General features: G+C 48.3%; 13 protein-coding genes. 7 read left to right on the top strand and 6 right to left on the bottom strand.

Going from position 1 to position 13,051, the window contains the following annotated elements; genetic code table 11:
- Positions 1–117: 117 nt before the first annotated feature.
- The 4 genes from bioB to bioD are packed head-to-tail and all read left to right on the top strand — an operon-like array spanning position 118 to position 3,804.
- Complete coding sequence (gene bioB / locus ACVA53_RS05640; protein ID WP_255040865.1) at positions 118–1,170, top strand: biotin synthase BioB; 1,053 nt, start codon at positions 118–120, stop codon at positions 1,168–1,170.
- A complete protein-coding gene (gene bioF / locus ACVA53_RS05635; protein WP_446504691.1) occupies positions 1,157–2,317 on the top strand; it encodes an 8-amino-7-oxononanoate synthase in 1,161 nt (386 codons plus the stop codon). The genes bioB and bioF overlap by 14 nt, the downstream gene beginning before the upstream one ends.
- Positions 2,307–3,131: a malonyl-ACP O-methyltransferase BioC gene (bioC, locus tag ACVA53_RS05630; protein ID WP_255040864.1), complete on the top strand. Its 825-nt coding sequence runs from the start codon at positions 2,307–2,309 to the stop codon at positions 3,129–3,131. Before bioF ends, bioC begins: the two co-directional genes overlap by 11 nt.
- Positions 3,124–3,804: a dethiobiotin synthase gene (bioD, locus tag ACVA53_RS05625; protein WP_255040863.1), complete on the top strand. Its 681-nt coding sequence runs from the start codon at positions 3,124–3,126 to the stop codon at positions 3,802–3,804. The genes bioC and bioD overlap by 8 nt, the downstream gene beginning before the upstream one ends.
- 394 nt (positions 3,805–4,198) lie before the next feature.
- On the opposite strand, the gene ACVA53_RS05620 is transcribed toward bioD, so the two are convergent.
- Positions 4,199–4,357, bottom strand: coding sequence for a hypothetical protein (locus ACVA53_RS05620; RefSeq protein WP_274126094.1), 159 nt, complete (start codon positions 4,355–4,357; stop codon positions 4,199–4,201).
- Positions 4,358–4,773: 416 nt separating this feature from the next.
- Here ACVA53_RS05620 and htpX point away from each other — a divergent pair, with 416 nt between their 5' ends.
- Positions 4,774–5,652 (top strand): protease HtpX, encoded by an 879-nt coding sequence (gene htpX / locus ACVA53_RS05615; RefSeq protein ID WP_255040862.1) that lies wholly within the window; start codon positions 4,774–4,776, stop codon positions 5,650–5,652.
- A 97-nt stretch (positions 5,653–5,749) separates the two neighbouring features.
- Here htpX and ACVA53_RS05610 read toward each other — a convergent pair whose 3' ends face one another.
- The 4 genes from ACVA53_RS05610 to ACVA53_RS05595 form a co-directional block, all read right to left on the bottom strand.
- Positions 5,750–6,958, bottom strand: a complete 1,209-nt coding sequence (locus tag ACVA53_RS05610; RefSeq protein WP_255040861.1) for an MFS transporter — start codon at positions 6,956–6,958, stop codon at positions 5,750–5,752.
- Between the two features lie 2 nt (positions 6,959–6,960).
- Positions 6,961–7,131, bottom strand: a complete 171-nt coding sequence (locus ACVA53_RS05605) for a hypothetical protein (protein ID WP_255040860.1) — start codon at positions 7,129–7,131, stop codon at positions 6,961–6,963.
- 192 nt (positions 7,132–7,323) lie between these two features.
- Positions 7,324–8,505 carry a PQQ-dependent sugar dehydrogenase gene (locus ACVA53_RS05600; protein WP_255040859.1) on the bottom strand — a complete coding sequence of 394 codons (1,182 nt, stop codon included), beginning with the start codon at positions 8,503–8,505 and terminating at the stop codon, positions 7,324–7,326.
- 50 nt (positions 8,506–8,555) lie between these two features.
- The gene (locus ACVA53_RS05595) at positions 8,556–10,013 is read right to left on the bottom strand and encodes an aminotransferase-like domain-containing protein (RefSeq protein ID WP_446504690.1); all 1,458 of its coding nucleotides are present in this window, start codon (positions 10,011–10,013) and stop codon (positions 8,556–8,558) included.
- Positions 10,014–10,111: 98 nt separating this feature from the next.
- Here ACVA53_RS05595 and ACVA53_RS05590 point away from each other — a divergent pair, with 98 nt between their 5' ends.
- Together ACVA53_RS05590 and ACVA53_RS05585 are read left to right on the top strand one after the other, a co-directional pair.
- Positions 10,112–11,020, top strand: coding sequence for a DMT family transporter (locus tag ACVA53_RS05590; protein ID WP_446504689.1), 909 nt, complete (start codon positions 10,112–10,114; stop codon positions 11,018–11,020).
- Between the two features lie 194 nt (positions 11,021–11,214).
- Positions 11,215–11,538, top strand: coding sequence for a hypothetical protein (locus tag ACVA53_RS05585; RefSeq protein WP_255040856.1), 324 nt, complete (start codon positions 11,215–11,217; stop codon positions 11,536–11,538).
- A gap of 9 nt (positions 11,539–11,547) precedes the next feature.
- Here the strand turns inward: ACVA53_RS05585 and ACVA53_RS05580 are convergent, their stop codons facing one another.
- The gene (locus ACVA53_RS05580; protein WP_446504688.1) at positions 11,548–12,912 is read right to left on the bottom strand and encodes an ABC1 kinase family protein; all 1,365 of its coding nucleotides are present in this window, start codon (positions 12,910–12,912) and stop codon (positions 11,548–11,550) included.
- Positions 12,913–13,051 lie beyond the last annotated feature (139 nt).

The following is a 13,051-nucleotide window of genomic DNA, read 5'->3' as shown; positions in this document are numbered from 1 at the left end:
GATGGTTGACAGTCTACCGTCTCGAAGTAGACTAGCCAAGTAACAAGAAGCAATGAATGCATAACTCCAGTGGCAGCGATAAGGGGTTGCTGGACACATAATAAGAGGTGATTACACGTGGAAGTACGTCACGACTGGACAGTCGAGGAAGTTCAAGCGCTATTTGACCAGCCATTTATGGATTTGGTGTTTGCCGCGCAGCAGGTACACCGTCATTACCACGATCCCAATAGGGTGCAGGTGAGTACCCTGCTGTCCATTAAGACGGGCGCTTGCCCGGAAGATTGCAAGTACTGTCCACAAAGTGCGCATTACCGCACCGATGTTGATCGCGAGCGACTGCTAGAAGTTGAGCGGGTGCTCGATGCGGCGGAAAAGGCAAAAACTTCCGGGGCAACGCGTTTCTGTATGGGGGCGGCATGGAAAAATCCGAAAGAACGCGATATGCCTTACCTGCTCGATATGGTACGCGGGGTGAAATCGATGGGGCTCGAAACCTGTATGACGCTCGGTATGATCACCGGTGATCAAGCTAGCGAGCTGGCTGAAGCCGGTTTGGACTACTACAACCACAACCTTGATACCTCGCCGGAATTCTACGGCAATATCATTACCACCCGTACTTACCAAGATCGCCTTGATACTTTAAGCCATGTGCGTGAAGCGGGGATGAAAATTTGTTCTGGCGGGATTATCGGTATGGGGGAAAGCTCCCGAGACCGAGCGGGGTTATTGGTTGAGCTTGCCAATTTACCGACCCACCCAGAGAGCGTACCGATCAACATGCTGGTTAAGGTTAAGGGCACGCCGCTAGAGTCTGTTGATGACGTTGACCCGTTCGACTTTGTTCGTATCATCGCGGTTGCCCGTATCATTATGCCTCAGTCGGCTGTTCGTTTATCGGCAGGCCGTGAGGACATGAACGAGCAAATGCAGGCGCTGTGTTTTATGGCCGGTGCTAATTCGGTGTTCTATGGCTGCAAATTATTAACGACACCAAATCCAGGTGAAGACAAAGACATGCAACTGTTCGCCAAGCTGGGTATTAATCGCCAGGAACAAAGTGCCAAACCTGATGAAATACAGGCACAGGAACTATTGGGACAGGTTGCTCAGCGGGTTGCAGCGCGACCAACTAAGGATGATCTGTTCTACGATGCATCGGTTTAACCAGCGGATAACGTCAGCCCTTGAAGAGCGACAGGCACAAGGGCTGTACCGAAAACTGAATTGCTTAGGGCGCGGACAGGCAATGTCAGTGCAGCATGAAGGTCAATCGTTGCTAAATTTTTCAAGCAACGACTATCTAGGTCTAGCACAAGACCCTGAACTGGTTAGTGCTTGGCAAGACGGCCTATCTCGCTTCGGTGCAGGGAGTGGTGCGAGTCCACTGGTTACGGGCTTCCAATCTCCCCACCAGAACTTACAGGCACAGCTCTCGGAGTGGCTGGGTTATGAACATGCATTGCTGTTCAGCAGTGGTTTCAGTGCCAACCAAGCGCTACTGTTTGCCTTGCTGCAAGAGGGTGATCACCTGCTGCAGGACAAGCTCACTCATGCATCTCTCATTGAGGCGGGAATGCTGTCACCAGCAACGATGCGGCGCTTTGCCCATAACGATCCTTCATCCTTGTCTCGCTTGGTCTCTCGCCTTGGTGAACACGCTCCCAAACTAGTGGTAACTGAGGGAGTATTTAGTATGGACGGGGATCTCTCGCCACTCAGTGATATCGCAAGTGTTTGCCAGCAAAGCCAGAGCATGCTGGTGGTTGATGATGCTCATGGTTGTGGAGTACTTGGGGAGTCAGGCCGTGGCAGTTGTGATCACGCTGGCATCAAGCCGGATATTTTAGTCGTGACCTTTGGTAAGGCTTTTGGTCTCCAAGGAGCTGCCATATTGTGTAGCCAAACGATGGCAGAATATCTTGTGCAGTTTGCCCGTCATTTTGTTTATTCAACCGCGATACCACCCGCCCAAGCTCATGCACTATCTAAGGCGTGCGATATCATTCAGCGTGACGAATGGCGCCGTGAGAGACTCACCGCACTTGGAGAAACCTTGTCGGAACACTTATCACCTGATGTAGAGATGCTCGAAACCCAAACGCCGATTAAACCCTTAATGGTGGGCAGTAGCGAGCGAGCGGTAAACGTTGCAGAAAAATTGCGACAGCGGGGACTGTGGGTCAGTGCTATCCGGCCGCCGACAGTCCCTGCTAGTGCCGCAAGGTTGCGGGTAACTTTGACCGCTGCCCACCAAGACGCAGATATTCGTTTGTTGGCACAGGCTATCAATGAGGTATGGCATGAAGAGTAATACAGAAACGGCAGTCCCTGTTCTGAATGATGCTGTTGTTACCGATAAGCAAGCCATCGCCGATGCATTTGGCAAGGCCGCGAAACATTATGATCAATCAGCGGCTTTTCAACGTCAGGTTGGTCATCATTTATTGGCTAAACTACCCGTTCTTAATGTCGCGGGTAGCCAAGTTCTTGATCTAGGTTGCGGGACTGGTTATTTCAGTCAGCAATTGCAACAGCGAGGTATGCAAGTTTGCGCGACAGATCTGTCTAGCCTGATGCTTGAGCAAGCCAGGTTGCGCTGTGGTGAGGGGATTAGCTACGTAGAAGGTGATGCGGAATGCTTGCCATTGCCGGACAATCAGTTTGACTTTGCTTTCACTAGCTTGGCCTTGCAGTGGTGTGATGATCTGTCTGTACCGCTTCGTGAACTGCGACGCGTGGTAAAGCCTGGGGGGAAAATCGTGTTTTCCACCTTGACCGAAGGCTCCCTGCACGAGCTTGTTCATGCATGGGAGCAGGTTGATCAATATCAACATGTAAACCAGTTTCTTTCGCAAAAGGCCATAAAACTTGCGCTGGCGCAAGCGGGGTGTACAGAGGTTGACCTAGAATTCGAGCCAATCACCATGTATTACCGTTCGGCAGTTGACCTTATGAAAGATTTGAAAGGTATAGGGGCAACACATATTCATCAGGGGCGAAAAGCAGGCTTGGCCAGTCGAAAGACATTTAAGGCATTAGAGAGCGCTTATGATGAGTTTCGACATGAGGATAACCAGCTGCCGGCAACATACCAAGTCTGTTTTGGAGTAATTATTAATGACTAACGCTTTCTTTGTAACAGGTACAGATACTGAAGTCGGTAAAACTGTAGCCTCTCGCGCCATTCTTCATGCTGCAGCTAGCGCGAATATCAAGATGGCGGGTTATAAGCCGGTCGCATCCGGAAGTGCACTGACAGCCAGTGGTATGCGTAATTCAGATGCCTTGTATATTCAAGACGCATCGGTTGTTGAGTTAGAGTACGATGAAGTTAACCCATACGCTTTTGAAGCTGCCATTTCTCCGCATTTGGCCGCTGAACAAGAAAAGCGTGTTATTGAGTTTGATGTTCTTTCGCAAGGGCTAGATAGCCTAAAGCATAAATCCGAGGCAGTGCTGGTAGAAGGCGCAGGTGGCTGGCGTGTCCCTGTTTCTTGGAATGACTACCTGTCGACTTGGGTTAAGCAGGAAAAGCTGCCTGTTATCTTGGTTGTTGGGGTGAAGCTTGGCTGTTTGAGCCACGCTATTCTAACGGCTGAAGCGATTCAAAATGATGGCTTGGAAGTGGTTGGCTGGGTAGCAAACCGTATTAATCCAGGTACAGAGAATTACGCGGACATCATCCGCATGTTGGAAGAAAACCTACCGGGTAAAAAATTGGGTGAAATCCCCTATATGCCGGGCATCAAAAAGCGTAACCTGTCGAGCTACGTAGACTTGTCACCGCTTGGTCTTTAACCGTTGCGGTATTCGCGTGATAATAAACCTGCCAACTGGCAGGTTTTTTTTTGCGTATTGACCGATAGTAAATAATACGATGAACCGGTAGGTTTCTTGCGAAAATTCCGTCTAGGAATTTTCCCCAATATTATTTTGGAACGTAAGGACATCAAAATGGACGGTTAAAGCAAATTGATCCAACAGTAGCGCAAGCAAAATGAACAGGGGAACGTTTTAATCAGTGGTTGGCGGTATAGCGTACCCGTGTGCTGTATATGGTCTCGAAGGAAGCACTGCCTGTGTTTGCTTGCTCGTTGAATAACAGTTTATTTGCGCTCTGGTTCTCAATATGTATGAAAAAACCTCTCTTTTCAGAGAGGTTTTTGGTGAATCTGGTTATAAGCAGAAGTGCTTAATTATTGCCAGTCAGGCCAATAAGCGCTTCTTGAGTATCAGTAAGCTTTTTGTTGTTTCCGTCTAGCCCCAGCTCTTTGCGTGCTTCATCTGCAGACAGACCAAGATGACAGCGTAAGATGTCAATCGCTACCTGGTAGTTTTCGTGATCGGCCATCATTCCTCCTTGATAATTGAATACCATGCATCATCACTAACGAAATACGACAATAGAATATCCTAGTCTTAGATACAATAAGACCAAAGTCTAAACTAATCTGGTCTTACCACTTCTCTGTGTTTCATCTTTGCCGTTGGTCTGCCAATTACGTTGTGGTGTATTCATTTGATCAATGAGTACGTTTCCTATGTTAAGCCCCAATTAAAGCTGAATCTATTATCATAAGGAAGATTGTTTAATAGTATTGGGTTGTTTAATAACAAAAATGAAACGTAACAATTTTTCACTTTCACTTGTTTTCTGTTTCAACGACCATACTATACATATCAATAACAAATGGATGATGCCTCCGTTGCCCTAATCATGGGGATAACAGGGGAACAGCACCTTCTTTTCTGGAGAAAGAGTATTTTATGAAGCGTATTGCATTGTTTTTGGCAACTAACCTAGCTGTAATGCTGGTTTTCAGCGTTGTCTTGAACGTCGTTTATGCGGTGACAGGCATGCAACCGGGTAGCCTTTCAGGGCTATTGGTGATGGCTGCCTTGTTTGGTTTTGGTGGTTCATTGATTTCACTGTTCATGTCGAAGTCAATGGCTCTGCGCTCTGTGGGCGGGATGGTTATCGAACATCCGCGTAATGAGACTGAACACTGGTTGATGGAAACCGTTGCCCGTCAGGCACAACAGTCAGGTATCGGTATGCCAACGGTCGCTGTTTACGACTCTGCCGATATCAACGCCTTTGCCACTGGCGCAAAGCGTGATGATTCGCTGGTGGCAGTGTCGACAGGTTTGTTGCATAACATGACCCGTGACGAAGCCGAAGCAGTATTAGCACATGAAGTTAGCCACATCTCAAATGGTGACATGGTAACCATGACCCTTATGCAAGGTGTGGTGAACACCTTCGTTATCTTTGTATCTCGTTTGGTGGCTGGCGCGATTAGTGGTGTCAATAACAGCGACGAAGAAGGTGGTGGCGGTAGCTACATGACCTACTTCATTGTCTCTTCTATCATGGAAGTTCTGTTCGGTTTCTTGGCGAGCATCCTGACTATGTGGTACAGCCGTCACCGTGAGTTCAAGGCCGATGCAGGTTCTGCACACCTAGTGGGTAAAGAGAAGATGATTGCTGCACTTGAGCGTCTGAAGATGAGCCACGAGCCTCAGCTTGAAGGTTCGATGATGGCTTTTGGTATCAACGGTAAGAAGTCACTCTCTGAGCTGTTCATGACGCACCCACCATTGGACAAGCGTATTGATGCGCTGCGTCGTGGTGAGCACCTGTAAGTAAATTAAAAGCAACCAATGACTGTTGCTTCAATGATAAAAAAGCCTCCGGTTTCTGACCGGGGGCTTTTTATTTGCTGATAGGCTTTTACAATCGTTATGCGACAGCGGGCTGGCGAACAATTGGCTTGTCGTTGATCGGAATATGCAGAAGCGCGGCAATGAGGGCAAACGCAACGGTTGACCACCAGATTGGCTCATAGCTGCCGTAGTAATCGTAGATGCGACCACCGAACCATGCACCAAGGAAACTACCGACTTGGTGGGTGAAGAAAACCAATCCGTATAGTGTGGATAGGTAACGCGGGCCAAAGATCTGGCGAACCAAGCCAGAGGTTAGTGGCACGGTACCTAGCCAGCAAAAACCAATAGCACCTCCGAAGATCGCAGCCGTATCTGTTGTTACAGGTAAAGTAACAAAGGCTGCAATAACCAAGGTACGCATAATGTACAGGGTAGACATCACATAACGCTTGTTGAATTTGTCACCCATCACTCCCCAGAAGTAGCTACCGAAGATATTGAAAATACCTACATAGGCCAGTGCCATGGCGGCAGTGGAGCCCGGTAACCCTTTATCTGCTAGATAGCTTGGCAGGTGAGTCGCAATGAACATAACGTGGAAGCCACACACGAAAAAGCCCATATGAATGAGCCAGTATCCACGGTGGCTAAAAGCTTCTTTTAACGCTTCTTTCAGTGTTTGCTTCTGCTCTGATGGTGCCGTTGATGCTGTGCTTTGTTTGTTGGCTTTCATGAAGAATGAGAACGCCATCATCAGCGCACACAGCATGGCGAACACTTGTAGGGCGGTTTGCCAATCGAATTCACTTAGCATGTATTGGGCTCCCGGGATCACCGCGAACATACCGAAAGAGCCAGCTGCGGTAGTCAGACCGAAGGCTTTAGCTGTATGCTCAGCGGGGACTACACGCGCAACGGCACCCAGTACGATAACGTAACTAGTCGCACTTAAGCCAAGGCCAACCAATGCGCCGAGGGAGACAAATAACCAGCTTGGTTCAACTGCAAGAGAGGTGAGGTACAAACCTAAACCATAGGCAATGGCACCGGTCCAGATCACTTTTTGCGCGCCCCACCGGTCGGCAGCCATGCCGACAAACGGCTGGAACACACCAAAGAGTAGATTTTGAACTGCGATAGCCAGACTAAAAAACTCACGGCCAGTATCAAAATGCATAGAAATCGGCATCATGAAGATACCAAAAGACTGCCTGATCCCTAGGCTGATAATTAGTGTTCCAATGCCCATCCACACAAGCAGTGGAAAGCGAAAAATACTCATTGTTAAAGTCCAGTCAAAGTGTGGTCATTTGAGTTTTGCTGATGGCAACCGCCGCTCATGGCATGCTCAGCCAACGAGTCCAACAATGGCTGGCAGTGGTGAACCGCGATCAAGGTCAGAGTAAGCAGCAGTACCATACGCATTAATTGGGCTGTGAGTGATTGTGAAAACATCAGTGCCTCAAGTGCAAAAAAGAGCGGGGATGGTAGTGGAATTCAACCTATGACACAAATGAGAAAATAACAAAGATACTATGCATAATATGCATGCAGCACTGACCCAGAGCCTTACTGGGTTGTGAGGTTGATGTTCTTGTTTCAACAGGACAAACTGTAACACGGCTTAGTGATGATAATGGGTTGAGCTTATTTACTTGGATGAGGCCTTAGTCGGTAAATGGTACCAGAGTCGGCCGAGAAATATAGCCAGCCCTGCTCGTCTAACACCAGTGCTCTGATCCGCTCGTCCAATTCTTCAAGTAATCGCTCTTCATTTTCTAGTTTTCCAGTGTCAGTAACGCTCACCCGGTTTAAATGGCGCAGTTTCAGTGCGCCACTAAATAGGTGACCTTGCCAGTTGGGAAATGCGGTACCTCTGTATAGCAGTAGGCTACCCGGAGCGATGGAGGGGATATATACCTTGAGTGGTGAGATGATGCCGTCTTTCTCGGTGCCTTCCCCGACAGCAATTGGCCCCCAGTATTCTTTGCCATGCGAAATCTTGGGCCAACCATAGTTTGCGCCGGCAGTGATTAAATTGATTTCGTCTCCGCCACGAGGTCCGTGTTCATTGGACCACAGGCGATGGGTTAGCGGATCGAACTGCAACCCCTGTGGATTGCGGTGGCCGTAGCTCCATATTTCCGGTAAGGCGTTGGCGGTATTGACAAAAGGATTGTCTTTAGGCACAGAGCCATCGAGGTTGAGCCTCAGGATGCTGCCGGCATGGGTAGAGAGATCTTGCCCGTTAGGCCGGTGTGCCCGATCACCGATAGAAAAAAAGACGTGTTCCTCGTCATCGAAAGCGATACGGCTACCGAAGTGACGAGAAGCATCGCTGAGTGATTGAGTGAACAATAAATCTTGCCACTGTGTTAACCGGCGACCCTCTAGTTGAGCACGGGCGAGGGTCGTTGCCGCCTCTCCGCCCTTGGCCTTGCTATAGGTAAAATAATACCAAGTTTGAGCAGCATTGTTGTCATTAACGATCGTCAGTTTCGCGACATCTAACAGCCCACCTTGGCCGTATTGGCTGATAGCGGGTTGTCCAGAAACATCTTGTATTGTGCCGTTGGCTGGATCAAGGAGGCGAACAGTGCCGTCGCGGTAGGTGATCAGTAATTGATTGTTGGGGGTGAATACCATACCCCATGGCACACCATCGGTTTGTGCGATTTTTTCGACGACGTAGTTCATCCCTTGACTACTGCCTTGAAGTGCAACAGCTGGGGCCGAAATAACCTTGGGTGCCGATGTTAAGCCGATACCGCATAGCAGCGTGATGAATACAGAGTTTACCGTGGCAGATAAAGTATGACCTGAAATCATGAAGGCTCCTTCCTCTATTCATTAGGGTACAAGTAGTGTAGCAGTTTGGTTCAGGTGTCTCCGGTCAGAGGGATGATTTGTCTCGCAATGATCGTAGCCAGTTGCCTTAGCCCGCGTTGCCAGGTGTCGTCTTCGCGAAAGTTGGCAAAGCTTAAGCGTAGGCAATGGGCATAGCGCTTGTTGGTGCTGAACATGCTGCCAGGTAATACGCTGATCCCTTGTTTTAGTGTTTCTTGGTAGATGGCTTGGCTGTTTACCTCTTCGGGTAAGATGAGCCAGCATAGGAACCCACCAACTGGCTGAGTAAGATGATATTGTCCCTGTAGTTGCGGATAGTGATCCAAGGCTTTGGTTAGTTGCCGAGAAAATAGCTTTTGTTTTTTAGCATAGCTGCGACGAATTTTTCCAAGATGCTGACGGTATTTTCCCCCTTCAAGGAATTGGGCTACGGCAGAGTGGATTAGGTTGGGGCTGCCCATGTTGTCAGTCAGTAGTCTTTTTTCAATCACAGTTTGGTATTGTCCGGCAATGACCCAGCCGATACGAAGACGGGAGTCCAGGGTTTTCGATAAAGAGTTGCAATAGATCACCCGATTATCTTGGTCGAGGGTTTTCAGTGGCAGGGGACGTTGCTGATAGGCTAGCCCACCAAAGACATCATCTTCGATGATCGGGATCCCACTGGTTATAGCAAGAAAGCGAAGCCTATCAGCCGTCGACATCACATACCCGGTGGGGTTGTTGAAACTGGGGTTAATCAAGATAGCTTTGACTGACCATTCTTTAAGAGCTTGCTCTAGGGCATCAAGGTGGATCCCCGTTACTGGGCTAGCTGGAATTTCGATCACTCTCAGGCCAAGAGATTCCAACAACATCAAGTTACCAAAGTAACTGGCAGATTCGACTAAAACAATATCACCAGTAGAGGTGATAGCTTGCAAGCTCAGGCTGATTGCTTGCTGGGCACCGTGGGTTACCAGCAATGATTGTTTGGAGGTGGTAATACCCAGCTCTCGGTTTATTCCTACTAATTGTTTCAATAACAAATCGTTGCCGGGGGGGAGCTGGTAGTGACTGGGGATATGGCGTTGATAGCGACTATGACGGCCAATCTCAGCATACAGGCTATTGATGGCAGGGAAGTCTGTATCAGGATGAGCTGAGCCCATCGGCAGTACCTCACGGGATATTGGTAGCCCCATAATTTTCTTGCTCAAGGACATTAAATCGACAAAACCGGGTTCTGGTACTGGCTTGAGGCTGGTTGAAGCTATGGCGGGTGTATTGACTCGGTAGCCAGAACGAGCCAGAGCGGTGATTTTCTGGTTGGCCTCAAGTTGCTGGTAGGCACGGATCACCGTGTTTTTGCTTACTGACAGTTGTTGACTCAGATCCCGAATAGACGGCAAGCGCTCTCCGGGTTGAAAATTTTGTTTATCAATGCGCTCTGCAATCCATCGATATACATAGTGGTATTTTGTTTTCAACTGGCTATGGCTGTCATCCATTCATCTGTACCCTAAAAAATACACAAATCTGTCCCTACCAAGTTTTTTGTACCCCTATAAAGTAAAAGCTATTGAGGGAAAAAGAAAGTGAGAGGGTCATGATGACGCGTTTTATCCCATTTTTGTTTGTTGTGCTTTGGAGTTCCGGCTTTATTGGCGCAAGGTTGGGTTTACCCTATGCTGAGCCGGCGACATTCTTGCTGTTGAGGATGGTGGCGAATATCACCGTGTTCTTGTTGCTGGTTGTTACTCTCAGAGCCCGAGTCCCCACCGGGAAGGCAATGGCCCACTGCATGGTCGCAGGGTTACTGATCCACGGCTTTTATTTGGGAGGAACCTATTTTGCCATTGGTTTGGGTATGCCTGCAGGGCTGTGTTCGCTGTTGGTCGGGTTGCAGCCGATAGTGACCGCCGTGGTAATGTTTGGTTGTGTCGGAGAGCGTATGCGGGCATCACAGTGGGTTGGACTCGTCATTGGTTTTATCGGGATTAATCTTGTCTTACAAGGCAATATGGCTTGGCACCAGGACGGTAGCCGTGAGATGGCTTATCTCTTCACACTCTTGTCTTTAGTGGGGATCACCTTTGGTACCTTATACCAGAAAAAATTCTGCCAGGGGATAGATATGGTGGGAAGCGCGGTGTGGCAATACAGTGCGGCTGCATTACTGTTCTTACCGGTGGCATTGACGACCGAGACTATGGAAGTTAACTGGACCCCGACATTTGTGTTTGCTTTGAGTTGGTTAGTCTTGGTGTTGTCAGTCGTGGCGATTTTACTGTTGCTGTACATGGTTAAGCATGGTGAGTCATCTAAAGTCGCCTCGACTTTTTATCTCGTGCCGCCAATGACCGCTTTCCAAGCCTGGCTGATTTTTGGTGAAAGTTTTGATGAGTTGGGTGTTGCTGGGTTTGTTTTGGCCGCCGTTGCCGTGTTCCTTGTTACTCGAAAACCGAAATTACCAAAGTCGGAGACATATACAGCATCAGCTAAATCGGCTCCCTAATGTGAAGGAGGCGCAACTTGCCTCTCTATTCCTATGTAGTTAAGTGAATCCAGCTCTATGTATATATGGGGTGGCAGAATATTGAGTGTATGCATGATGTAGAGTAAGGCTCACTCGTTCAGCCTGCATTAATTGAACGTCGTTTAATTGGTTGTCATTATGAAATTAATGTTCGGGGTTGAGGTTGCATGATTATGAATAGTGTAATAACGACAGGTTTGTTAGGTATGGCTCTAGGCTGCTCGTTACTTGTTGTCAGTCTGGAGCAAGATGGACCGCAAGCTGGTGAAGGGAGTCGGAGTCAAAGTTATGCTGCTCAGAGTCAGTCTCAAAGCCCGTCAGTACAAATCCAGCAGGATTACATCGCTGAACTGTACAGGGCACGTGAAAAGCTTAAAATGTTAGGTGAAGAAAATTCTGCACTGTTTTTGTCGATCGAAAATGCCATTGCTATTAATGAAGAATTGTTTGATGACGCTGGCTATTGGCGGGCTCATTACCTGAGCCCTTCTTCGTAGAGAAACGCGTTATGTACTTGTTGGAGCCAATAAATACGGAGAAAAGATCTCCCTTACATTGACTTTTGCTTTGAGTCGAGCAGCCAGAAGGTAAAGCCCACCTAATTTACGGTGGAAGAATATTGCATCCGCAGGTGGGGCGTGCCAGTAATTCTCCTTCATGCTCAGTGCGCTGCCTGCATCTCGAATACGCTTAGCTAAGTCGGTTTGGCCGAAGTCAAACACGCCTTCTGTCATGATCGGTTCGCAGGCTTCCAAGCAAAGATCAATCACGGCACTTTGCTGTGAGGGGGTAATTGGTTGGCTGAAAAAGCCGATTTGTCGTAGCGCATCACTCATACACGTTTTGTCGTGATAAAGGGCGGCGCTAAGCAGTTGTTGGTACCCTTCTGCAACATGGGTGGGGTAGGCACGAGTCGCCCCGAAATCTAACAAAACCAATTGTTGGGTCTGTTCTTTGAATTGGAAATTTGCAAAATTTGGATCGGTTTGTACCAGTTTGAATTCAAACATTTCTTTGAACAGCAATTCGAAAGCAAGCTCCACGACTTGGTCACGGGTATGCTGCGGCTGATCCGCCAGTGACTCCACTGGCAAGCCGTCGACAAATTGCATGGCAAGGATGTTTTCAGTCGTCAACTGATCGAAAACAGAGGGGACGAGGTAACGAGAATCATTAGCAAGGTGCTGTTGGTATTGCTTGAGTAATGAGGCCTCGAGTTGATAATCGGCTTCAGCATGAAGCTGCTGTTTTGCCTCTTCTAGCAAATCTTTATAATCGACATCCTTGGGTAATAGACCTGATACCCGTAGTAATGTCGCGACATTATCGACATCACTGTCGATACTTTCTTTTATACCTGGGTACTGGATTTTCAGCGCTATCTTTTCACCATTGAGGTTAGTGGCTGAATGAACCTGACCAATTGAAGCTGCTGCAACGGGGTAGAAAGAGAAGGTTTGGAACCTGTCTTGCCAATCAACCTCCCATTCATCCTGCAGGACTGCGTTGAGTTGGCTGATGGGCATGGCTTTAGCTTCTGCCCGCAAACGGGCGAGCAACTCAGTCAACTCGGGGGGTAGCAGGTCGCCAGCGTCCATAGAAAGTAGCTGCCCCACCTTCATTGCCGCCCCCCGAAGTTGAGCTAATTGCTCTGCGACACGCTTGGCATTGCTTGGGGTAAGTAATAACTCACTGGCTTTGGGGCGGTTTCCCTGGGCGAGTTGTTTAACCCCTTCGGTGACCATGCTGCCAGCAACACGCGTTGCCAATGAACCTAGTTGTCCCAAACGAGAGAGGCGCCCTTTGGGGACTTTTGCGTATTCTCTTGCCGTACCTGGCTTACCTTTGTTAATCATCATCTCCGATTTCATATTGAGCTACCCACGAAACTGAATACATATAATTACGTGCGGTCAAGGCAGTTAGTTCATAGGTAAGCGGGTATTCCTACCCACATTCAGATAACCCTCAATACTTGGTATTGATATAGCTTCTTTATTCCACGGAGCT

Source organism: Photobacterium sp. DNB23_23_1 (assembly GCF_052873815.1).
The sequence above is the reverse complement of the archived record's forward strand: the minus strand, read 5'-3'. Positions and strand labels throughout refer to the sequence as shown.

Excerpts from the sequence above, each read along its gene's own strand:
- ACVA53_RS05605 (WP_255040860.1), bottom strand. The coding sequence starts at position 7,131 with ATGTTTTCACAATCACTCACAGCCCAATTAATGCGTATGGTACTGCTG.
- bioC (WP_255040864.1), top strand. The coding sequence starts at position 2,307 with ATGAAGAGTAATACAGAAACGGCAGTCCCTGTTCTGAATGATGCTGTT.
- bioF (WP_446504691.1), top strand. The coding sequence starts at position 1,157 with ATGCATCGGTTTAACCAGCGGATAACGTCAGCCCTTGAAGAGCGACAG.
- ACVA53_RS05590 (WP_446504689.1), top strand. The coding sequence starts at position 10,112 with ATGATGACGCGTTTTATCCCATTTTTGTTTGTTGTGCTTTGGAGTTCC.
- ACVA53_RS05610 (WP_255040861.1), bottom strand. The coding sequence starts at position 6,958 with ATGAGTATTTTTCGCTTTCCACTGCTTGTGTGGATGGGCATTGGAACA.
- ACVA53_RS05600 (WP_255040859.1), bottom strand. The coding sequence starts at position 8,505 with ATGATTTCAGGTCATACTTTATCTGCCACGGTAAACTCTGTATTCATC.
- htpX (WP_255040862.1), top strand. The coding sequence starts at position 4,774 with ATGAAGCGTATTGCATTGTTTTTGGCAACTAACCTAGCTGTAATGCTG.
- bioD (WP_255040863.1), top strand. The coding sequence starts at position 3,124 with ATGACTAACGCTTTCTTTGTAACAGGTACAGATACTGAAGTCGGTAAA.
- ACVA53_RS05580 (WP_446504688.1), bottom strand. The coding sequence starts at position 12,912 with ATGAAATCGGAGATGATGATTAACAAAGGTAAGCCAGGTACGGCAAGA.
- ACVA53_RS05585 (WP_255040856.1), top strand. The coding sequence starts at position 11,215 with ATGAATAGTGTAATAACGACAGGTTTGTTAGGTATGGCTCTAGGCTGC.
- ACVA53_RS05620 (WP_274126094.1), bottom strand. The coding sequence starts at position 4,357 with ATGGCCGATCACGAAAACTACCAGGTAGCGATTGACATCTTACGCTGT.
- ACVA53_RS05595 (WP_446504690.1), bottom strand. The coding sequence starts at position 10,013 with ATGGATGACAGCCATAGCCAGTTGAAAACAAAATACCACTATGTATAT.